Raw genomic sequence first — 20,380 nt, 5'->3', positions numbered from 1 at the left:
ACTGGATGAAAAAAGGGGGCTATTATACTGGAAATTCTGACTGACGATAAGCCCGCGACCGACTGTACGCGCGTTTGCTGCGCGCTTATTGCGCATTCTCACAAAATTTAACAAAATTTGTACACCGTCCGCACCAACATAACGCGTAAGGTATCCGCCGACGTCATTCATTTTTCAGGAGTTATTATGCTGGAGCTCAACGCTGAGAAAACCGCACTGGTGGTGATCGATTTACAAGAAGGCATCCTGCCTTTTGCCGGTGGCCCGCACACAGCGCAGGACGTTGTTCAACGCGCCGCCAAGCTTGCAGAAAAATTTCGCGCCAACGGTGCGCCGGTTGTATTGGTGCGCGTTGGCTGGTCGGCGGATTTTGCCGAAGCGCTGAAACAGCCGGTTGACGCTGCAACAGGCGGACATGCGCTGCCAGAAAACTGGTGGGTTTACCCGCAGGCTCTGGGCAAAAAAGAGAGCGATATCGAAGTGACCAAACGCCAGTGGGGCGCCTTTTACGGCACCGATCTTGAGTTGCAACTGCGCCGCCGGGGCATCGATACCATCGTGCTTTGTGGTATTTCCACCAATATCGGCGTCGAGTCTACCGCGCGCAACGCCTGGGAATTAGGTTTTTCACTGGTGATTGCAGAAGACGCCTGCAGCGCAGGCAGCAGCGAACAGCATCAGAGCAGCCTGTCGCATATCTTCCCGCGCATTAGCCGTGTTCGCAGCACGGACGAGATCCTTAACGCGTTATGATTTATGTCGGCCTGCCGCAATGGTCGCACCCGAAATGGGTGCGCCTTGGTATTACCAGCCTCGAAGAATACGCCCGGCACTTTAATTGTGTCGAAGGCAATACCACGCTCTACGCCCTACCGAAAGCCGAGATCGTGGCGCGCTGGTACGAACAAACCACGGATGATTTCCGCTTCTGTTTTAAATTTCCCGCCACCATTTCGCACCAGGCATCGTTGCGTAACTGTCGCGATCTCACCGAGGAATTTTTTGCGCGGATGTCGCCGCTCGCCAACCGGATAGGCCAGTATTGGTTACAGCTTCCGGCAACCTTTGGCCCGCGCGACTTACCCGCTCTGTGGTCATTTCTGGACGCGTTGCCTGCAGGTTTCACTTATGGGGTTGAAGTACGCCACCCGAGTTTTTTCGCTAAAGACGAAGAGGAAAAAGCGCTCAATCAGGGCTTACATGCGCGCGGCGTAAACCGCGTGATCCTTGATAGCCGACCGGTGCATAGCGCTGTTCCTCATAGTGAAGCGATCATTGAAGCGCAGCGCAAAAAGCCGAAAGTACCGGTGCATGCGCTGGTAACCGCCAACCATCCAATGGTGCGTTTTATCGGCAGCGACAATATGGAACAGAATCGCCAGCTGTTTGCCGTATGGCTGCAAAAACTCCCGTTGTGGGAACAGACCACCACGCCCTATTTGTTTTTGCATACGCCGGATATCGCCCAGGCACCGGAACTGGTGGAAACGCTGTGGCAGGGTTTGCAAGCCGCCGCGCCAGGCGTTGGCGACGCCCCTTCTCTTCCGCTGCAATCTTCTCTTTTCTGAACGAACCACCTATCATTGTTAAGCGGTCACCAGAGCCTTAAAGGGAGTTAGTATGGTTAGCGCGCTTTACGCCGTGCTGGGTGCTTTGTTACTGATAAAATTTTCTTTTGACGTTATTCGCCTGCGCACGCAATACCGTGTGAGCTATGGCGACGGTGGGTTTAGCGAACTGCAAAGCGCGATACGTATTCACGGCAATGCGGTCGAGTACATTCCCATCGCCCTTATTCTGCTTCTTTTTATGGAGATGGACGGTGCACAAACCTGGTTAGTGCACGTTTGCGGGCTGCTGCTGATCGTGGGTCGCCTGATGCATTATTACGGCTTTCACCACCGTTTGATCCGCTGGCGTCGTTCCGGCATGGGCGCAACCTTTTGCTCACTGCTGCTGATGGTGCTGGCAAATCTGTGGTACATGCCCTGGGAGTTGGTTTTCTCCCTGCATTAGCGCACAATACGCCCCTTTGTTTTCCCGGATATTTACACTATGTCTCACCGCGACACGCTTTTTTCTGCGCCTATCGCCAGCCTGGGCGACTGGACTTTTGACGAACGGGTAGCCGAAGTCTTCCCGGACATGATCCAGCGTTCCGTACCGGGTTACTCCAATATTATCTCAATGATCGGCATGCTGGCGGAGCGCTTTGTCCAGCCTACGACGCAGGTCTATGATCTCGGTTGCTCACTGGGCGCCGCCACGCTCTCAGTGCGTCGTAACATTCATCACGCTGATTGCAAAATTATCGCCGTCGACAACTCGCCCGCCATGGTAGAGCGCTGCCGTCGTCATATCGATGCCTATAAAGCACCAACGCCCGTCGAAGTGATTGAAGGCGATATTCGCGATATTCACATCGAAAACGCCTCGATGGTGGTGCTCAACTTCACCCTGCAATTCCTTGAACCGGACGACCGCCTGAAATTGCTGCAGAAGGTTTACCAGGGGCTGAATCCTGGCGGTGCGTTAGTGTTATCGGAAAAATTCAGTTTTGAAGACCGTACTGTCGGCGAACTGCTGTTCAATATGCACCACGATTTTAAACGCGCTAACGGTTACAGCGAACTGGAGATCAGCCAGAAACGCAGCATGCTGGAAAACGTCATGCTGACCGATTCTGTTGAAGCGCATAAAACACGCCTGCGCACTGCCGGGTTTGAGCACAGCGAACTGTGGTTCCAGTGCTTTAATTTTGGTTCACTGGTTGCACTGAAGGCGGTTGAGGCATGATTGAGTTCGGTCGTTTTTATCAGCAAATCGCCACCGGTACGCTCGCACACTGGCTGGAAACATTACCCGCTCAACTCTCCGCCTGGCAGCGTGAAGCGTTGCACGGGCAGTTTAAGCAGTGGAACAACGCCGTAGAATTTTTGCCCACCATCACGCCCGCCAAGCTGGATCTGCTGCACAGCGTCAGCGCGCAAAGTGCCGAGCCACTCAGCGCCGGGCAGCTTAAAGGTATGGAAACGTTGCTGCGTAACCTGATGCCGTGGCGCAAAGGGCCGTTTTCGTTGTATGGCATTGATATCGACACCGAATGGCGTTCGGACTGGAAATGGGAGCGCGTCCTGCCGCACCTTTCCGATCTAAAAGGTCGCACAATTTTAGATGTCGGTTGCGGCAGCGGTTACCACTTGTGGCGCATGGTCGGTGCGGGTGCGCAGCTTGCCGTTGGTATCGATCCGACGCAGTTGTTCTTATGCCAGTTTGAAGCCGTGCGTAAGTTGTTGGGTGACGATCGGCGTGCCCATCTCTTGCCGCTCGGCATTGAGCAACTTCCGGCGCTGAACGCTTTCGACACCGTGTTTTCTATGGGCGTGCTTTATCACCGCCGCTCACCACTTGAACATCTTTGGCAGTTGAAAGATCAACTGGTAAAAGAGGGCGAACTGGTGCTGGAAACGCTGGTGGTGGAAGGTGACGAAAATACCGTGCTGGTGCCCGGTGACCGCTACGCGCAAATGCGAAACGTCTATTTCATCCCTTCTGCGCTGGCGCTGAAAAACTGGCTTGAGAAGTGTGGTTTTGTCGATGTCCGCATTGCGGATATAAGCGTTACCAGTACCGACGAGCAACGTCGCACGTCGTGGATGGTCACGGAATCACTGGCCGATTTTCTTAACCCGGCTGATAACAGTAAAACCGTTGAAGGCTATCCGGCCCCGATACGCGCGGTGTTGGTTGCCCGCAAACCGTAAGATAAAAAAAGGCCCCTGTTAATGGCAGGGGCCTGGTACAAGCAAGCATCATATTGGGCGACATGATGCGCGGTAAAAACTGTTACGGGCGATGGTGCAAAATCATCTCTTTCATCACCGCCACCGCATCGCCATCTACACCGTAACGGGCATATTCATCCGCACTGGTATCTGACGACATCGATAATCCTGGATTGCGATAGCGCATCGGCGACGCTGTCCAGCATCCTGCCGAGCTATGCACCTCTTTTATTCCCGCATGGAGAAAGGTTCCGAGGTTATCCGGGCGCACGCCTGCGCCGGCCATAATGATTGGAACACCAGACCGGGTATTTAGTTCCCTGATTAATGAAAGTCCTTTTGCTGCCGACGACTGCTGACCGGATGTGAGAATACGAGCGATGCCTAATTCCGCTAAACTATCAAACACTTGAAGTGGGTTTGCACACATATCGAACGCGCGATGAAAAGTTACCGCCATCCCCTGTGCGGCCTGCATAATTTCCCGCATGCGCACAACATCGACATCCCCCTCTTCCGTCAGCACGCCGGTGACAAGCCCTGGAAAACCCAGCTCACGGAGCATCTCAATATCACTCAACATGGAAGAAAACTCATCGGCCCGATAGCAAAAATCCCCGCCACGCGGACGCACGATCGGGTGTACAGGAATCGCCACCGCCTGACGAATCGCTTTCAGCGCACCAAAGGAAGGGGTTAAACCGCCCTCTTTCGGCGCAGCGCAAAATTCAATGCGATCGGCCCCATTTTGCTCAGCAGTTACCGCGTCATCGACGCCGTAACAGCAGATTTCCAGTAATGTCATTTCATCTCCCTCTGTTCAGCATGGCATGCTTTTGCAAATGCAGATTTGCGCGCCTTCACACCCGCGCGCTTCACTGCTCGCTGGCGACAATCTCTTCAATGGTCCACGGATGAAACTTCACGGTGACTTTGCCATCCGTCACCGCCAGCGTTGGGTTGGGCAGCCGCTCACGCTCGCCTTTTGGTGAACTGGTTTTCACCGAAATACCCGGCTGGCTTAACCCCTCATCGGCCATCAGCGCCAGCGCACGCGCGTTGAGCGTGGCGATATCTCCCGGCAGCACGATTTCAACATGTTCCCACCCTTCGTGCGGGTAGCGCTTTTCGCCCGGCCACGGCAACTCAATCACCGTAAACTGCCAGTGGGCGATGCACACCGGTTCACGCAGTTTGAACAGGCAAATCGGCCGACCATTAATAATGTTTTCCGACAGCAGTTCGCCGCAGTGCTCAAAGCCACGCCGCCAGCGCTCCGCCGTGGTGTTCTGGTGACAGCGCAACGAGATGTGATCCGCATTTAAGGGTGCGATATCCAGCCCCAGACGGGTAGTGAAATTTTGCAAATCTTGGGTAAACCGTGGCAAATCTTCCACGATATCCTGCAACTCTTCGATGGTTTGCCAGGTACGCATAACAGTGCTCGCAAGTCATAACAAAGCGCATAATCTACCGTGTTATGCAGTGCTGACGCCACCGGGCATTTGCAGTATACTCCCGCCTTTATTAAACACCCGGACGCCGCCTCAGCGACGCGGTGTCCTAAAAGTAAGGTATCCCGGTGAATATTCAGGCTCTTCTCTCAGAAAAAGTCAGTCAGGCCATGATTGCAGCAGGCGCGCCAGCCGATTGTGAAGCGCAGGTTCGTCAGTCAGCAAAAATTCAGTTTGGCGACTATCAGGCTAACGGCGTGATGGCAGTGGCGAAAAAACTGGGCATGGCGCCGCGACAACTGGCCGAGCAGGTTCTGTCTCACCTTTCTCTCGACGGGATTGCCAATAAAGTTGAAATCGCCGGTCCTGGCTTTATCAATATTTTCCTCGCGCCTGAGTTTCTCGCCTCGCAGGTAGATGCGGCGCTGAAATCCGATCGTCTGGGCGTAACAACACCGCAGCCACAAACCGTGGTTATCGACTACTCCGCGCCGAACGTGGCGAAAGAGATGCACGTCGGCCACCTGCGCTCTACCATCATTGGCGATGCGTCGGTTCGTACGCTGGAGTTCCTCGGTCATAACGTGATTCGCGCCAACCACGTCGGCGACTGGGGCACCCAGTTCGGCATGTTGATTGCCTACCTTGAGCTGCAGCAGCAAGAGAATGCCGGTGAAATGGCGCTGGCCGATCTCGAAGGTTTTTACCGCGAAGCCAAAAAACATTACGACGAAGATGCGGCGTTTGCTGAACGCGCACGCGCTTACGTGGTGAAGCTGCAAGGCGGCGACGAATATTGCCGTGAAATGTGGCGCAAGCTGGTCGATATCACCATGAGTCAGAACCAGAAAACCTACGAACGCCTGAACGTGACGCTGACCCGCAAAGATGTGATGGGCGAAAGCCTGTATAACCCGATGTTACCGGGCATCGTTGCCGATCTGAAAGCCAAAGGTCTGGCGGTCGAGAGCGAAGGCGCGACCGTGGTGTTCCTGGATGAGTACAAGAACAAAGAAGGCGAACCGATGGGCGTCATCATCCAGAAAAAGGATGGCGGCTACCTGTACACCACAACCGACATCGCCTGTGCGAAGTACCGCTATGAAACGCTGCATGCCGATCGCGTGCTCTACTACATTGATTCCCGTCAGCATCAGCACCTGATGCAGGCCTGGACCATCGTGCGCAAAGCCGGTTATGTTCCGGATTCCGTGCCGCTGGAACATCACATGTTCGGCATGATGCTCGGCAAAGACGGTAAGCCGTTCAAAACCCGCGCGGGCGGTACGGTGAAGCTTTCCGATCTGCTGGATGAAGCGCTGGAACGCGCGCGTCGCCTGGTGGCGGAGAAGAACCCGGATATGTCTGCCGACGAACTGGAAAAACTGGCCAACGCAGTCGCTATCGGCGCGGTGAAATACGCGGATCTGTCGAAAAACCGCACCACCGATTATGTCTTCGACTGGGATAACATGCTGGCCTTTGAAGGCAACACGGCGCCGTACATGCAATACGCTTACACGCGCGTGCTGTCGGTATTCCGTAAAGCGGGCATCGAAGAGAATGTGCTGGAAAACGCACCGGTGGTAATTGGCGAAGAGCGCGAATCCCAACTGGCGGCACGTCTGTTACAGTTCGAAGAAACGCTCTCCGTCGTTGCGCGTGAAGGAACGCCGCATGTGATGTGCGCGTATTTATACGATCTGGCGGGCCTGTTCTCCGGTTTCTACGAACACTGCCCGATTCTCAGCGCGGAAAGCGATGAAATCCGCCTAAGCCGTCTAAAACTGGCCCTGCTGACGGCAAAAACGCTGAAACTCGGTCTGGATACGCTGGGTATTGAAACCGTTGAGCGTATGTAATCGCCGCAGTTTTTAGCCATAAAAAACCCCGGTCATCCGGGGTTTTTCTTTTATTGCGTCTCAGAAATATTTTCGCAGATACTCCGTCAAACAGAGCATCGCCATCGCCTGGCCATAGGGCATTGAGGTCAGCGGGATCTGGCGGTAAAACTCCAGATTACTGCCCATTCCTGTGCCGAACGACACCTGCAATAGCTCCCCTTCCGGCGAAATATGACTCACAACCGCTTTCACCGCTTTTTCCGCCACGTCGGTGTAATCGGTGCTGATATAACGCTTACGCAACGCTTTCAGGATGCCATAAGCAAACCCGGCGGTTGCCGAGGCTTCAAGGTAAGAATTCGGATCGTCGAGCAGCGTATGCCATAACCCGCTTTCATGCTGGCACTTCGCCAGCGCAGCAACTTGCGCATTCAACACTTGTACCAGGTAACGGCGCACCGCACTGTTTTCCGGCAGATCGACCAGCTCCAGAAAATCAGGGATAACAATGGTCAGCCAGCTATTACCGCGCGCCCAGCGGGCGTTGGCAAAGTTATGGTGCCCATCATAATTCCAGCCGTGGAACCACAGTCCGGTTTCCCTGTCCATCAGGTTCTGTACATGCAGCAGGAACTGATAGACCGCCTCTTCCACATACTCCGGGCGGTTAAGCAATTTGCCGATTTTCGCCAGCGGCAGCACGGTCATCATCAGCGTGTCGTCCCACATCTGCTGGTGGTTCTCCTCCGCCAGCGTAATGTGCTGCATACCACCACAGTCGGTGCGTGGCATCTCGTTCATCGCCCATTCGGCCCAGCTTTCCAGCCACGGCAAATAGCCCGGATTGCCAGTTTCTTCGTAGCGATACGCCAGCGTCAGGAACGGCGCCATAGTGTTGACGTTTTTGGTGGTCGCGCCTTCCGCAAAGCGGTCGGCGAACCAGTTATCAATCACCTCGCGAACGTCCTCTTCCCCGGTCTGGTGATAATACTGGTACATCCCGTACAGACCCACACCGTGGGTCCATTCCCAGCCAGCCCAGCCTTTGGTATCAATCACGCGCCCATCGTCGAGACGGAGTAAAAACTCACCGGTGCTGTCGTGAATATTGACCAGGTTATGCGTTACCTTACGGATCAACGCTTTCAGTTCATCACGGGCGATAAAACGCTCTGGCTGACGCAATAACGGGCTGTGTTTGACAGGCCAAACCTTCATATTCTTAACCTCAGTTGTAAGTCGATTTCAGTGATGCATCTTTCAGCAATGGCGCGGCAGGTTTATTGCGATTCAGGTAGCCGATGTTGTTGTTCCCCCACAGGGATTCGTAAGGCATGCCTGCCAGCATTTCGACGGTTTCACGTGCTTGCGGGGTGATACTTTCAGGCATCGGGCGGCCGCTCTGGCGCATTTTGGTGGTTTCTTCACGCAACACACCGTGGGTTTTCAGATTCAGCTTGAAGCGCAAGGAAACGAGGAAGCCGCAGCACAACACGGCGATGGTGCCAAAGCACATGACCATCAAAATGGTGTGGCTCACTTCTGGCACCTGCGTTTTCTGCCCGGAGACGAAACCAGAAGCCTGCATCACGATCCCCACCAGCATCACCGCACCAGCCTGAGAGGCTTTACGGGTCAGCGTCATGATCCCGGCGAAGATCCCTTCGCGGCGCTGGCCGGTGACCACTTCATCAATATCCGCGATATAGGTGTAGGTGTTCCACGGTACATAGTTGATACCCCCGCGTCCCAGACCAGCAACGGCGGACACCAACAACAGCAGCGAATAAACATCGCTCAAACCGGCGTAGTAAAGCACTGCGTAAGACGCCGCACTCAGACCGAACAGCACGACGACCATGCGGTAAGACGGTGCAGGTCCGAATCGGATGCACAGCGGGATCATGGCGATAACTGCGATGAACTGGAAAATCGCCATTGTTCCCAGTAAGTTGGACGCCAGCGACGCTTCCTGCATCAGCACGAACACCACGTAATAGGTGAACACCGCGTTAAACACGTCCTGTGCGATATAACCCCCGAGGTACATCCCCAGGTGCTGGCGGAAAATCTTGATCCGCAGCGTGGAGCTGAGTTCCACAAACAGGCGACGCAAGCTTTGCCCAAGCGTGAGGCTCTTTTTCTCTTCTTCCGCACGCAACGCTGCCTCGGTCCACTCTTCGCGCGGGCGCTCCCAGGTGAAGCACCAGACAAACGTCAGCATCAGCGCGCAAAGCACCGAGAAGACCAGGCTTGCGTAGAAAAAGGAGATCGGGTTGTCTTTCCCAAAGTGTGTCAGCAAAACGCCCGGCAGAAACGAGGCCAGAATCGCCGACATCTGCGCCATCGAGATACGCGCACCAGAGAATTTGGTTTTCTGTTTGAAATCATCGGTCATTTCCGGTACCAGCGTTTCGTACGGCACCAGAATCATGGTGTAGACCACATCAAACAGCAGATAAGTCAGCAGGTAATACCAGAACCCCATATCCCCTACCCACATTATTGAGTAGCTGAACACGCATGGGATCCCCAGCATAATAAAGAACTTACGCCGACCGAAGCGTTTGCCGAGCCAGGTCGAACCGAAATTATCGGTTAAAAAGCCCATCAACGGGCTGACCACCGCATCCAGCACCCTTGCAGTCGCGAAGATAAATGTCGCTTCGATAGGCGTCAGACCGCAAAAGGTTGTATAGAAATAGAGTAACCATGCTGCGGTTAACGCGGTTGTGCCCGCACCCAGAAAATCGCCCGAGCCATAGGCGAGATAATTTGCCAATCCAATTTTTCGTGTTTTCATTGCCGTCAACCCTGTTCATTTTGGGGGACCTTTGACGATCCGGCTTAGCCAAAGGAATTTCTTACACGGCTAAAGTAAGAGGATGTGCAACGGGAAACCTTTCTGTTTCTGCCATCAAAATTACGCGGCTGGCAAAAATGCAAAGAGTGCCGATACGCGCATCACTGATTTATAAAACAGCGTTTCTTTTGCTTCAAAAGGAGTGGCCAAAAATGCGGGGCGAATAGCAAAATCCCGCCTGGGTGGCGGGATTTTCGAGCAGAAAACGAGCTAACTGATTGAAGCGAAGCGGTTAGTTTTGATGATCTGGCTGGCGATAGTTCACCAGCACTTTGTTACTGCGCACATCCAGCGGCGGCCATAAGCGTCCACCACCTGGAACTTCCCAAACAAAACGCAGCGATTCAAGCGCCGGGACATCGGTAAAGCCGCGCGTGGTGCCGCTCTGCCCATCCAGCTCGACACAGCGCGCTTGCGAACAGAGTCGAACCACTAACCCGGCAGGTGTGGGGCCATTCAATTCATAGCGCCAGGAGACATCCGTCATCAGCCCGTTTACCGGCTGCGACGGGCCAAGCGGTCGCGATGAAGAGACCACGCCACGGTTATCCAGCCGGATACCGATACTGCTGGCCTGCCACATGCCTTCGCCAATGCCGTTTCCCGCCGCATGGGTAAATAACGGTAGGGCGATCAGCCACGCCAGGAAACGCATTATTTGCCTCCGATGGTGGCGGTCATACGGATGCTGCGGTTATCCGACATCTCCATATTCGACAGCACCACCAGTTGCGGCAGGCTGCGGCGCAGAAAGCGCGCCAACAGCGGACGCAGCGCGTGGTTAACCAGCAACACCGGCGGCGCACCCAACATCTCCTGACGCGTCAACGCTTCCTGGGTTTGTTCCAGCAAGCGATCGGCAAGACCCGGCTCCAGACCACCACCGCCCTGCAACGCTTGCAGCAGCAAACGCTCAAGCGGCGTATCCAAGCCAATAACCTGCACTTCGTCATTACCCGGGAACCACTGCTGTGTAATGGCGCGACCCAGCGCCACGCGCACCACAGCCGTGAGTTCGTGCGGATCGGTTTGCAGCGGCGCATGCTCGGCCAGCGTTTCCAGAATGGTGCGCATATCGCGGATCGGCACTTTCTCAGCCAGCAGGTTTTGCAACACTTTATGCAGCGTGGTCAGCGTGACCACGCCCGGTACTAAATCTTCCGTTAGCTTCGGCATCTCCTGACTTACCCGGTCAAGCAGTTGCTGCGCTTCCTGGCGACCAAACAGCTCCGCCGAGAATTGACCAATCAGGTGGTTAAGGTGCGTTGCTACCACGGTACTGGCTTCCACCACGGTGTAGCCCTGGATCTGCGCCTGTTCTTTCAATGCGCTCTCAATCCAGATAGCGGCCAGGCCAAAGGCCGGATCCACGGTTTGCTCACCCGGTAGCGTGCCCGCCGCGGTGCCTGGGTTAATCGCCAGCCAACGACCTGGATAAGCCTCGCCGCTGCCAATTTCCACCCCTTTCATCAGGATACGGTAACGCGCTGGCGGCAGATCCATATTGTCGCGGATGTGTACCACCGGCGGCAGGAAGCCCATGTCCTGGGCGAATTTCTTACGAATACTGCGAATACGGCCTAACAGCTCGCCATCCTGCTGGAAATCCACCATCGGGATCAGGCGATAGCCCACTTCCATACCGAGGGAATCTTCAAGCTGCACGTCGTTCCAGGTCGCTTCCACTGCCTGGGTGTTTTCCGGCAGCTTCATTGGCGCGGCTTCGGCAGGCGCAACTTGCTCTTTACCACGCAGCCACCAGGCAAGCCCCAGCAACGCGGCGGTAAACAACAGGAACACAAAGTTCGGCATCCCCGGCACCATACCGAGCAGGCCGAGTACCCCGGCGCTGAGCATCATTACGCGCGGGTTGCTGAACAGCTGACCAACCATCTGCTGACCGACGTCCTGATCGGTACTGACGCGCGTCACGATCACACCCGCCGCGGTAGAGATAACCAGCGCCGGGATCTGCGCAACCAGGCCGTCACCGATGGTCAGCAGGGTGTAGCTTTCCGCCGCATCGCCCATTGACAGGCCATGTTGCAAAACGCCGACCAGCAAGCCGCCGATAACGTTGATAACCATGATGAGAATACCGGCGACGGCGTCACCGCGAACGAACTTACTCGCACCGTCCATCGAACCGTAGAAGTCCGCTTCTTGCGTCACTTCAGAACGGCGGCGTTTCGCTTCATCTTCACCGATGATCCCGGCGTTGAGGTCGGCGTCAATCGCCATCTGTTTACCGGGCATCCCATCCAGTACGAAACGCGCGCCCACTTCAGCGATACGCCCCGCACCTTTGGTGATAACCATAAAGTTGATAATAACGAGGATAACGAACACCACGATACCGATGGCGAAGTTACCGCCAACGAGAAAGTGACCGAAGGCTTCAACCACACGCCCTGCCGCCGCAGTACCCGTATGGCCTTCCATCAGGATAATACGGGTTGAGGCTACGTTCAGCGCCAGGCGCAGCAAGGTGGTAAACAGCAGAATGGTCGGAAATGCGGCGAATTCCAGCGTGCGCTGGGTGAACATCGCCACCAACAGCACCATGATGGAAAGTGCGATGTTAAAGGTAAACAACAGGTCGAGGACAAACGCCGGTAGCGGCAGCACCATCATCGACAAAATAAGCAAAATGAGCACCGGCCCGGCCAGAACCTGCCATTGGGTCGATTTCAGATTGCTGGGCAGACGCAGCATTGCTACCAGATTAGCCATCAGTGTCCTTCTCGTTCAAAAAGTCCAGCGCCTCAGGCACCGGGAGATTCTCAGGTTTAACAGGTCGTTGCCCGCCGGACAGACGCCAGCGTTTCAACTGCCATACCCACGCCAGCACTTCGGCTACTGCCGCATACAGCTGACCCGGGATTTGCTGACCAATTTCAGAATGGCGATAAAGTGCACGCGCCAGCGGCGGCGCTTCGAGGATCGGCACGCGGTTCTCCGTCCCCAGTTCACGAATACGCAGCGCAACCATCCCCGCGCCTTTCGCCACCACTTTCGGCGCACTCATCTTATTCTCGTCATATTGCAGCGCGACGGAGTAGTGCGTCGGGTTGGTGACAATGACATCCGCTTTTGGCACATCGGCCATCATGCGACGACGCGCCGCCGCACGCTGCATCTGCCGGATGCGGCCTTTAATGTGCGGGTCGCCTTCGCTCTGCTTAAATTCATCACGGATGTCCTGGCGGGACATGCGCAGTTTTTTCAGATGGCTGTAGATCTGCCAGAAAACGTCAAAGCCCACCATCGGGATGATGCTTAGCGCCACCAGCATGGCGCACAGCCCGGCCAGGTTGAGAGCGCTCGCCATTGCCGTCAGCGGCGATTCGCTCATCAGGCGCATCATATCCGGCCAGTGATGCCATAAAAACAAGCCCGCTACGCTGCCCATCAGCAGCGCTTTCATCAACGCTTTAACCAGCTCCGCGCCCACTTGTGCGGAGAACAAACGTCCCAACCCGCTCAGTGGGTTGAGTTTGGAAAACTTAAATTCCAGCGATTTTGTGCTGAATACCAGCCCGCCCAGCATTACCGGCGCGATCAGGGCGATAATCACCACGCCCGTCAGTAGCGGCAACATGCCAATCAGCACGTTTCTCAACATTATGATGACCTGTCCGAGGATCAGGTTCGGGTCGTTGATAATCTTGTGGTCGAAACGCAGCCCGGAGGAGAGCGCCATCGTAAGCCTGCGACCAAACGCTTCACCGCCAAACCACAGAATGCCGATACCGACCAACATGATCAGCAGCGATGTCAGTTCTTTGGATCGGGGGATCTGCCCTTCTTCGCGCGCTTTCTCTAGTCGGTGCGCTGTGGGGGCTTCTGTTTTGTCGTCGTTGTCTTCAGAGGCCACGGCCAACACATCCACGGATTACAGGTTTGGTGACATATTGCCAGAGTCAAGGCTGTCTAATGGGCAGAGTAAGGCATAAAAACAGGGGGTTTTCGCCATTTGACATGACGCTACGCGTGAGAAAACGCGTGGGAAAAAGAGGGGAAAACAAGAAAGTGGGCAGCCTTATGCTTGCCCACTTTCCATTAACTTACTGATAATACAGGCTTAGAAGCCCAAACTATCGAGCAGATCGTCGACCTGATCCTGGCTTGCCACCACCCCCGCTTTGGTCGCGTCGAGTTGTGGGCCATTGAGCAGGCTTTCGTTTTCACGCTTCGGACGCGCGGACTGATCCGGGATGTTCTCCAGCAGCACCATCAGAAGTTGACGTTCGATCTCCTGGATAACATCCATCATGCGTTTGATAACCTGGCCAGTAAGGTCCTGGAAATCCTGCGCCATCATAATGTCCAGCAGTTGGGCGTTGGTGAAACTGGTGTGCCCCGGAATTTCGCCAAGGAACTTGCGCGTATCGGTCACCAGTTCACGCGCATCCGCCAGTTCGATTGGGTTTTCAAACCACTCGTCCCAACGTTTGCTCAGCGCTTTCGAACCTTTTTCCATCTCATCCTGGTGCGGCTGAGAAGCTTCAACGCTGTTAAGCGCGCGTTCTGCCGCTTGCGCGGTCATCTGCACGACATAATCCAGACGGTCACGCGCATCAGGAATCGCTTCCGCAGCTTCGGCAATCGCCTGATCAAGACCTAATTCTCGCAGGCTATCACGCAACATACGCGTCAGGCTGCCGATCCGGGCAATGATGTCGCTGGGTGAATGTTCGTCCGCTGGTTTAATTGAAGGTTGAATCATTAGCCAGTCCTCACATGCCTAGTTTCTCGAAGATCTTCCCGAGTTTCTCTTCCAGGGTTGCAGCGGTAAACGGTTTCACCACGTAGCCGCTCGCACCGGCCTGTGCCGCTGCGATGATGTTCTCTTTTTTCGCTTCTGCTGTAACCATCAGCACTGGCAGGGAAGCCATATTGCTGTCGGCACGAATCGTTTTCAGCAGTTCCAGACCGTCCATGTTTGGCATGTTCCAGTCGGAGATAACAAAACCAAAGCCACCCGTCTGCAATTTGTTTAACGCATCAACACCGTCTTCCGCTTCTTCAACGTTGTTAAATCCCAGCTCTTTCAGCAGGTTACGCACAATTCGACGCATGGTGGAAAAGTCATCCACAACCAAAAACTTAAGCTCTTTATCCGCCATAAAAAATTACTCCTGGTTCAAATACGTATTGCCTGTCCGGCACTGATTTTCGCCAACATCTGCTGGCTTACCTGGCTAAGATCGACCACTTCGCTGACGCCACCCATATTGATGGCCTCACGCGGCATGCCGAACACCACACAACTTGCTTCATTTTGCGCAATCGTCCAGGCACCAGCCTGGTGCATTGCTAACATTCCGGCCGCGCCATCGTTGCCCATCCCCGTGAGAATCACTCCCACGGCGTTACGCCCCGCATGTTTCGCCACCGAATTAAACAACACGTCCACCGAAGGACGGTGCCGGTTAACCGGCGGCCCATCGTGGATCTTAATTTGATAGTTCGCCCCGCTACGCGCCAGCTCCATATGCCGATCGCCAGGTGCAATATACGCGTGCCCGGGTAATACGCGCTCGCCATCTTCCGCTTCTTTGACGCTGATCTGACAGAGCTTATTCAAACGCTCAGCAAATGAGCGGGTAAAGCCCGGCGGCATATGCTGAGTGATAAGAATACCCGGACTTGAGAGCGGCAATGGCTGGAGTACATGCCTAATTGCCTCTGTTCCTCCGGTTGACGCACCAATCACCAGCAGTTTTTCCGAGCTGAGCAACGGCCCGGCTTTCAGCATGGCCGGGGCCTCCATCGTTTTATGCGCCGCGATGCGCGCGCGGGAGGCGGTACGTACTTTCTCAGCAATCATCTCGCTGTAAGCCAGCATGCCTTCGCGAATGCCAATCTGCGGTTTGGTGACAAAATCTATCGCCCCCAGTTCCAGCGCACGCAGAGTCACTTCGGAGCCTTTTCCGGTCAGCGAGGAGACCATCACCACCGGCATTGGGCGCAAACGCATTAATTTTTCGAGGAAATCCAGCCCGTCCATGCGCGGCATTTCCACATCCAGCGTTAACACGTCCGGGTTGAATTTTTTAATTAAATCCCGGGCAACCAACGGGTCTGGCGCCGTCGCCACCATTTCCATATCGCTGTGGCTATTGATAATTTCTGTCATGATCTGGCGCATCAATGCGGAATCATCGACGGACAACACCCTGATTTTACTCATGCTTTATCCTTACTCAGCGCATAAACTGTTTGCCCACGAAGGGTAAACTCACGCACGAGGTTGCTGAAGTTCTCCGAATGCCCGGCAAACATTAATCCGTCTGGCTTAAGCAGTGGAGCGAAACGATGCAAAATGTCCTGTTGCGTCGTTTTATCAAAATAAATCATTACGTTACGGCAAAAAATTGCGTCGAAAGGCCCCGGAACGTTGTACTGCTTATCCAGCAGATTGACCGTGGAGAAATCGACGTAGTTCGCCAGTTCCTGCCGTACGCGCACCAGCCCGGCATGCGGGCCAGTACCGCGCATAAAGTAGCGTTGCATCTGCTGGGGCGAGAGGGTTTTCAACTCGTCCTGGCGGTAAATGCCGCTACGCGCTTTTTGTAGTACCTCTGTGTCAATGTCGCTGGCGAAAACTTTCCAGCGACCCGGTGCCATTCCCAACGCATCGGCGAGGGTAATGGCAAGAGAGTACGGCTCTTCGCCTGTCGACGCCGCTGCACTCCATACCCGATATTCCCCCGTGCGCTTACGCGCATGGTCCGCGAGAACCGGGAAGTGGTGCGCTTCCCGGAAAAAAGCGGTGAGATTAGTGGTCAGCGAGTTAATAAACGCTTGCCACTCGGCGCTGTTCTGGTTCGCTTCCAGCATGCTCAGATAGCGGCCAAAATCATCTAGCCCAAGCGAGCGTAAACGGCGAACCAGGCGGTTATAAACCATGTCACGTTTATGATCCGCGAGGACAATCCCCGCACGCTGGTAGATCAATTGACATATCCGACGGAAATGCGCGTCGGACAGCGCCAGGCGCTGTGTCATCTGTTGCAATATTGATGACGTTTGCCCGTTAGGCATGGATGATGTCATAGCGCCTTCTCAACTAGGTTCAGGATGCAACGGGCACAGCCTTAGGCGGTGCCATTTCGGGTATTGCGACATGCTCTTCAATCTTAAATACAGCCACCAGCGCGGTAAGATTATCTGCCTGGTTGGCCAGTTGGTCGGTGGCGGAGGCTGCCTCTTCTACCAGCGCAGCGTTCTGCTGTGTCACCTGATCCATCTGTGTTACTGCCTGAGCCACCTGCTCTATCCCGCGACGTTGTTCATCGGACGCGGAGGCGATCTCGCCCATGATATCGTTGACCTGAGTGACAGAGCGGACGATTTCCGTCATCGTCTGCGCGGCGGTATCCACCAGAGCGGAACCTTGCTGAACGCGGGAAACCGACTCTTCAATCAGGCCCTTAATCTCTTTTGCCGCCTGCGCGCTGCGGCTTGCCAGGTTACGCACTTCTCCGGCGACAACCGCGAAACCGCGCCCCTGTTCACCGGCACGAGCCGCTTCAACGGCGGCGTTCAGCGCCAGAATATTGGTCTGAAACGCGATGCCATCAATCACACTAATGATGTCGCCAATTTTCTGGGAACTGCCGGCAATCTGTTGCATGGTACTTGCCACGCTCGATGTCTGCTGTCCCCCTTTTCTCGCCGTTTCTGCCGCGCTCTGCGCCAGCCCGGAAGCCTGACGCGCGTTATCGGCGTTCTGGCTTACCGTTGACGTTAACTGCTCCATACTGGCAGCGGTTTGCGCCAGCGACGCTGCCTGCTGTTCCGTTCGCGACGATAAATCATTATTACCCGCCGCAATTTCCGAAATGCCGGTATGCATCGCATAACTGCCCTGACGGACATCGCTCACCGTGGTGCGTAACGCGGTTTGCATCTTTTTCAGGCTGGTAAAAATCGCCGAGATCTCGTTACGCCCGTCAACGGCAATCGGTCGTGCCAGATTGCCTTCGGAGATGCTGTCAAAGTGGCTGCTGACAACCGCCAGCGGCTGGACAATCATCTTGCGCGACCAGAGCAGCGCGGCACTGGTCAATAACGCGGCGAGAATAACTACCACGGCAAAAATCACCGCCGAGCGATGGTAGTTGCTTTCACCATCGGCTCTCGCCTGTTCAGTAAAGTGGTTAATGTGTTTCTCCCACGCACTGAAACTGGCATCAAACTTATCCTGCGACTCCTGCACCGGCGCGGTCATAAAGTCCGACAACTGGTTATTCTCAAGCCAGGTTGCCTGGTGCTCCAGGTCGCCACGCCAGGCGGTATAACTGGCCTGGGTGATTTCCTGTAACTTTTTACCTTCCGGTGTCATCACCTTCAGGCCAAGAAACTCTTTTTCTACTTCTGCCGACTGCTTGAGACTGGCTTTCGCCTGTGTCATCAGCGCTTTGATGTCATCCGGCGGATAACTCAGCGCCGTTAACGTCCCGGCTTTGTTCAGCGCGGTACTGGCCTGAAGCAGCGTGGCCCGCATCTGCATTAATGCGCTGCGCTGATGGGTACTGTTTTCAACTTCTTGTAAATGTGAAGTGCTCTGTTTAAATGCCCAGAAAGACAACCCGTTACTGCCAACCTGTAAAATGCCACACACGATCAAAATCAAAAAAAGTGTTGTCGAGATGCGAATACGATTTAACATTAACGCCCCATCTGGCGGAAAAAGTCCGCGGTTAAGAACAGCTAAAATTTTTCCCAGTTATCCTCTTGTCCGGTTACAAGTTGGCGACTCCGCGCCGGGGTCTGAGCGCTGCCTGCTGCCGGAGTTGTAGCACGCGACGCCGGTTTGCCGGATACAGAAGAAAGGCGGAAAGCAGATACCGCCTGCGTCAACAAACTGGCTTGTTCTTCTAAGGCGGCCGCTGCGGCTGCCGATTGTTGTACCAGTGACGCGTTCTGCTGCGTGACGCGATCCATTTCGGATACCGCCAGCGCAACCTGATCGATGCCGCGGCTCTGTTCATCAGAAGCCGAGGCGATCTCACCCATAATGTCGTTCACCCTTGTTACCGCGTTAACGATGTCCGACATCGTCTCCCCTGCGCTCTCCACCAGCACAGAACCGGTATCGACACGGGAGACAGAATCTTCAATTAAGCCTTTAATTTCTTTCGCCGCCTGCGCACTGCGGCTGGCAAGATTGCGCACTTCTCCGGCGACCACGGCGAAACCACGCCCCTGCTCGCCCGCCCGCGCTGCTTCAACCGCGGCGTTCAGCGCCAAAATATTGGTCTGGAAAGCAATTCCGTCAATCACACTAATAATATCGGCAATTTTTTGCGAACTGCCCGCAATTTCGTGCATTGTTTTTACAACACTGTTAACCACTTTGCCGCCGCGCTCTGCCGTTTCCGACGCACTTTGCGCCAGTAATGAGGCCTGACGGGCGTTATCGGCGTTCTGTTTCACCGTGGCGGTCAACTCTTCCATACTGGCGGCGGTCTGCTCAAGTGCGGAAGCCTGCTCTTCGGTACGGGAAGAGAGATCGTTGTTGCCGGCGGCGATTTCGCTGGTGCCGGAGTAGATAGCATCGGAACCCTGGCGAACATTAGTAACCGTTTCGATCAGCGCGTTCTGCATATGATCAACGCTCTGCGCCAGTTCCGTCATTTCACTGCGCCCGGCAATGGTCAGCGAATGGGTCAGGTTGCCACCGGCGATTTCGCGGATATGGGCAATAACTGACGACAATGGCGACAGCAGAATACGGCGAATGCCATACCAGACACCGGTCAGCACGATCACCAGCGCCAGCGCCAGGATCGCCATCTGCCATTTGGCAAAGGTGTAATCACTGACGCTCTGTTCCCAGGCATTGCGATACAAGCCTTCACTCAAATCCGCGTATTTCTTCATCGCGTCGCTAAGGGCGTTTTGCATGCCTTGCGTCGGCTGCGCCATAAAGCCGTTAATATTGCCGCCTTCGAGGAACTGCACCAGTTCCGCCAGCGCGGCATTATAAGTCCGGTATTTTTCATCCAGCGTCTGTCGCGCTGCATCGGTTTCTGGCAGCGATGGCAGCGCGCGGAAGGCATCGTAGTGTTTTGCCGCATCGGCAAGCGACGCTTTGGCGCTGTTCAGCAAATCGGTTTTCGCACTGCTCTGCTGGTTGCTCGGATCCAGCAACATCCGCGCTGAGGAACGGCTCAGGTTGATACGCGTTTGCAGCATCAACTCCCAGGCTTTACCTAATTCCGTTTGTTGCATGCGCAGGTCATTGGAGACCGCAAAACTTTGCTGGTTTTGCTTAAGTGACGAAAAAAACAGGCCGCCAGAGACAAGCTGTAACAAGGCAAAGACCACCAGCACGCTCATAAGTAGAGTAACGACGCGGATACGGTTCAACATGCAACACCTTCTTGATAAGTTCTTAACGGTGTTATCGGCATGGGGCCA

General features: G+C 54.9%; 19 protein-coding genes. 6 read left to right on the top strand and 13 right to left on the bottom strand.

Going from position 1 to position 20,380, the window contains the following annotated elements; genetic code table 11:
• The first annotated feature begins 186 nt into the window (after window positions 1-186).
• Genes ACFX4O_RS10370 through cmoB form a run of 5 tightly spaced genes read left to right on the top strand, consistent with a single transcriptional unit; the run spans window position 187 to window position 3,764 of the window.
• Window positions 187-753 carry a hydrolase gene (locus ACFX4O_RS10370; protein ID WP_131409548.1) on the top strand — a complete coding sequence of 189 codons (567 nt, stop codon included), beginning with the start codon at window positions 187-189 and terminating at the stop codon, window positions 751-753.
• Window positions 750-1,568 (top strand): DUF72 domain-containing protein, encoded by an 819-nt coding sequence (locus ACFX4O_RS10365; RefSeq protein WP_380208535.1) that lies wholly within the window; start codon window positions 750-752, stop codon window positions 1,566-1,568. Before ACFX4O_RS10370 ends, ACFX4O_RS10365 begins: the two co-directional genes overlap by 4 nt.
• A gap of 52 nt (window positions 1,569-1,620) precedes the next feature.
• Window positions 1,621-2,016 (top strand): MAPEG family protein, encoded by a 396-nt coding sequence (locus ACFX4O_RS10360; protein WP_131409544.1) that lies wholly within the window; start codon window positions 1,621-1,623, stop codon window positions 2,014-2,016.
• A 39-nt stretch (window positions 2,017-2,055) separates the two neighbouring features.
• Window positions 2,056-2,796 carry a carboxy-S-adenosyl-L-methionine synthase CmoA gene (gene cmoA, locus ACFX4O_RS10355; RefSeq protein WP_380208532.1) on the top strand — a complete coding sequence of 247 codons (741 nt, stop codon included), beginning with the start codon at window positions 2,056-2,058 and terminating at the stop codon, window positions 2,794-2,796.
• Window positions 2,793-3,764, top strand: a complete 972-nt coding sequence (gene cmoB / locus ACFX4O_RS10350) for a tRNA 5-methoxyuridine(34)/uridine 5-oxyacetic acid(34) synthase CmoB (protein WP_380208530.1) — start codon at window positions 2,793-2,795, stop codon at window positions 3,762-3,764. Before cmoA ends, cmoB begins: the two co-directional genes overlap by 4 nt.
• Window positions 3,765-3,846: 82 nt before the next feature.
• On the opposite strand, the gene cutC is transcribed toward cmoB, so the two are convergent.
• Both cutC and ACFX4O_RS10340 read right to left on the bottom strand, forming a co-directional pair.
• On the bottom strand, window positions 3,847-4,590 hold the full coding sequence (gene cutC, locus ACFX4O_RS10345) for a copper homeostasis protein CutC (protein WP_380208528.1): 744 nt from the start codon (window positions 4,588-4,590) through the stop codon (window positions 3,847-3,849).
• 70 nt (window positions 4,591-4,660) lie between these two features.
• Window positions 4,661-5,221 (bottom strand): VOC family protein, encoded by a 561-nt coding sequence (locus tag ACFX4O_RS10340; protein ID WP_380208526.1) that lies wholly within the window; start codon window positions 5,219-5,221, stop codon window positions 4,661-4,663.
• A 146-nt stretch (window positions 5,222-5,367) separates the two neighbouring features.
• Here ACFX4O_RS10340 and argS point away from each other — a divergent pair, with 146 nt between their 5' ends.
• Entirely contained in the window at window positions 5,368-7,101 is a 1,734-nt protein-coding gene (argS, locus tag ACFX4O_RS10335; RefSeq protein ID WP_380208524.1) for an arginine--tRNA ligase, read from the top strand.
• 60 nt (window positions 7,102-7,161) lie between these two features.
• On the opposite strand, the gene ACFX4O_RS10330 is transcribed toward argS, so the two are convergent.
• The 11 genes from ACFX4O_RS10330 to tar form a co-directional block, all read right to left on the bottom strand.
• On the bottom strand, window positions 7,162-8,301 hold the full coding sequence (locus tag ACFX4O_RS10330; protein ID WP_380208522.1) for a glycoside hydrolase family 105 protein: 1,140 nt from the start codon (window positions 8,299-8,301) through the stop codon (window positions 7,162-7,164).
• Window positions 8,302-8,311: 10 nt separating this feature from the next.
• Window positions 8,312-9,886: an MFS transporter gene (locus tag ACFX4O_RS10325; RefSeq protein WP_131409530.1), complete on the bottom strand. Its 1,575-nt coding sequence runs from the start codon at window positions 9,884-9,886 to the stop codon at window positions 8,312-8,314.
• A 292-nt stretch (window positions 9,887-10,178) separates the two neighbouring features.
• A complete protein-coding gene (locus ACFX4O_RS10320; protein ID WP_380208521.1) occupies window positions 10,179-10,601 on the bottom strand; it encodes a flagellar protein FlhE in 423 nt (140 codons plus the stop codon).
• Window positions 10,601-12,679 (bottom strand): flagellar biosynthesis protein FlhA, encoded by a 2,079-nt coding sequence (gene flhA / locus ACFX4O_RS10315; RefSeq protein ID WP_131409526.1) that lies wholly within the window; start codon window positions 12,677-12,679, stop codon window positions 10,601-10,603. The genes ACFX4O_RS10320 and flhA overlap by 1 nt, the downstream gene beginning before the upstream one ends.
• Complete coding sequence (flhB, locus tag ACFX4O_RS10310; protein ID WP_170312062.1) at window positions 12,672-13,823, bottom strand: flagellar biosynthesis protein FlhB; 1,152 nt, start codon at window positions 13,821-13,823, stop codon at window positions 12,672-12,674. The genes flhA and flhB overlap by 8 nt, the downstream gene beginning before the upstream one ends.
• A 207-nt stretch (window positions 13,824-14,030) precedes the next feature.
• Window positions 14,031-14,675, bottom strand: a complete 645-nt coding sequence (cheZ, locus tag ACFX4O_RS10305) for a protein phosphatase CheZ (protein ID WP_131409522.1) — start codon at window positions 14,673-14,675, stop codon at window positions 14,031-14,033.
• A gap of 10 nt (window positions 14,676-14,685) precedes the next feature.
• Window positions 14,686-15,075 carry a chemotaxis response regulator CheY gene (cheY, locus tag ACFX4O_RS10300; RefSeq protein ID WP_090138042.1) on the bottom strand — a complete coding sequence of 130 codons (390 nt, stop codon included), beginning with the start codon at window positions 15,073-15,075 and terminating at the stop codon, window positions 14,686-14,688.
• A 17-nt stretch (window positions 15,076-15,092) separates the two neighbouring features.
• Window positions 15,093-16,142: a chemotaxis response regulator protein-glutamate methylesterase gene (locus ACFX4O_RS10295; RefSeq protein ID WP_131409520.1), complete on the bottom strand. Its 1,050-nt coding sequence runs from the start codon at window positions 16,140-16,142 to the stop codon at window positions 15,093-15,095.
• Entirely contained in the window at window positions 16,139-17,008 is an 870-nt protein-coding gene (gene cheR / locus ACFX4O_RS10290; RefSeq protein ID WP_131409518.1) for a protein-glutamate O-methyltransferase CheR, read from the bottom strand. Before cheR ends, ACFX4O_RS10295 begins: the two co-directional genes overlap by 4 nt.
• Before the next feature lie 19 nt (window positions 17,009-17,027).
• Window positions 17,028-18,626: a methyl-accepting chemotaxis protein IV gene (gene tap, locus ACFX4O_RS10285; protein WP_380208516.1), complete on the bottom strand. Its 1,599-nt coding sequence runs from the start codon at window positions 18,624-18,626 to the stop codon at window positions 17,028-17,030.
• Window positions 18,627-18,667: 41 nt separating this feature from the next.
• Window positions 18,668-20,332: a methyl-accepting chemotaxis protein II gene (gene tar, locus ACFX4O_RS10280; protein ID WP_380208515.1), complete on the bottom strand. Its 1,665-nt coding sequence runs from the start codon at window positions 20,330-20,332 to the stop codon at window positions 18,668-18,670.
• Window positions 20,333-20,380: the final 48 nt, after the last annotated feature.

The organism is Kosakonia sp. YIM B13571, assembly GCF_042788095.1.
Taxonomy (GTDB): Bacteria; Pseudomonadota; Gammaproteobacteria; order Enterobacterales; family Enterobacteriaceae; genus Kosakonia; species Kosakonia quasisacchari.
Note: the sequence above shows the minus strand (reverse complement) of the source record. Positions and strands in the feature narration are given on the sequence as shown.

What these genes read in the sequence shown, in the direction of transcription:
- ACFX4O_RS10295 (WP_131409520.1), bottom strand. Translation starts at nt 16,142, where the DNA reads ATGAGTAAAATCAGGGTGTTGTCCGTCGATGATTCCGCATTGATGCGC.
- ACFX4O_RS10365 (WP_380208535.1), top strand. Translation starts at nt 750, where the DNA reads ATGATTTATGTCGGCCTGCCGCAATGGTCGCACCCGAAATGGGTGCGC.
- ACFX4O_RS10360 (WP_131409544.1), top strand. Translation starts at nt 1,621, where the DNA reads ATGGTTAGCGCGCTTTACGCCGTGCTGGGTGCTTTGTTACTGATAAAA.
- tap (WP_380208516.1), bottom strand. Translation starts at nt 18,626, where the DNA reads ATGTTAAATCGTATTCGCATCTCGACAACACTTTTTTTGATTTTGATC.
- cutC (WP_380208528.1), bottom strand. Translation starts at nt 4,590, where the DNA reads ATGACATTACTGGAAATCTGCTGTTACGGCGTCGATGACGCGGTAACT.
- ACFX4O_RS10370 (WP_131409548.1), top strand. Translation starts at nt 187, where the DNA reads ATGCTGGAGCTCAACGCTGAGAAAACCGCACTGGTGGTGATCGATTTA.
- tar (WP_380208515.1), bottom strand. Translation starts at nt 20,332, where the DNA reads ATGTTGAACCGTATCCGCGTCGTTACTCTACTTATGAGCGTGCTGGTG.
- ACFX4O_RS10325 (WP_131409530.1), bottom strand. Translation starts at nt 9,886, where the DNA reads ATGAAAACACGAAAAATTGGATTGGCAAATTATCTCGCCTATGGCTCG.
- ACFX4O_RS10340 (WP_380208526.1), bottom strand. Translation starts at nt 5,221, where the DNA reads ATGCGTACCTGGCAAACCATCGAAGAGTTGCAGGATATCGTGGAAGAT.
- flhA (WP_131409526.1), bottom strand. Translation starts at nt 12,679, where the DNA reads ATGGCTAATCTGGTAGCAATGCTGCGTCTGCCCAGCAATCTGAAATCG.
- ACFX4O_RS10320 (WP_380208521.1), bottom strand. Translation starts at nt 10,601, where the DNA reads ATGCGTTTCCTGGCGTGGCTGATCGCCCTACCGTTATTTACCCATGCG.
- cmoB (WP_380208530.1), top strand. Translation starts at nt 2,793, where the DNA reads ATGATTGAGTTCGGTCGTTTTTATCAGCAAATCGCCACCGGTACGCTC.
- cheY (WP_090138042.1), bottom strand. Translation starts at nt 15,075, where the DNA reads ATGGCGGATAAAGAGCTTAAGTTTTTGGTTGTGGATGACTTTTCCACC.
- cheR (WP_131409518.1), bottom strand. Translation starts at nt 17,008, where the DNA reads ATGACATCATCCATGCCTAACGGGCAAACGTCATCAATATTGCAACAG.
- ACFX4O_RS10330 (WP_380208522.1), bottom strand. Translation starts at nt 8,301, where the DNA reads ATGAAGGTTTGGCCTGTCAAACACAGCCCGTTATTGCGTCAGCCAGAG.
- cheZ (WP_131409522.1), bottom strand. Translation starts at nt 14,675, where the DNA reads ATGATTCAACCTTCAATTAAACCAGCGGACGAACATTCACCCAGCGAC.
- cmoA (WP_380208532.1), top strand. Translation starts at nt 2,056, where the DNA reads ATGTCTCACCGCGACACGCTTTTTTCTGCGCCTATCGCCAGCCTGGGC.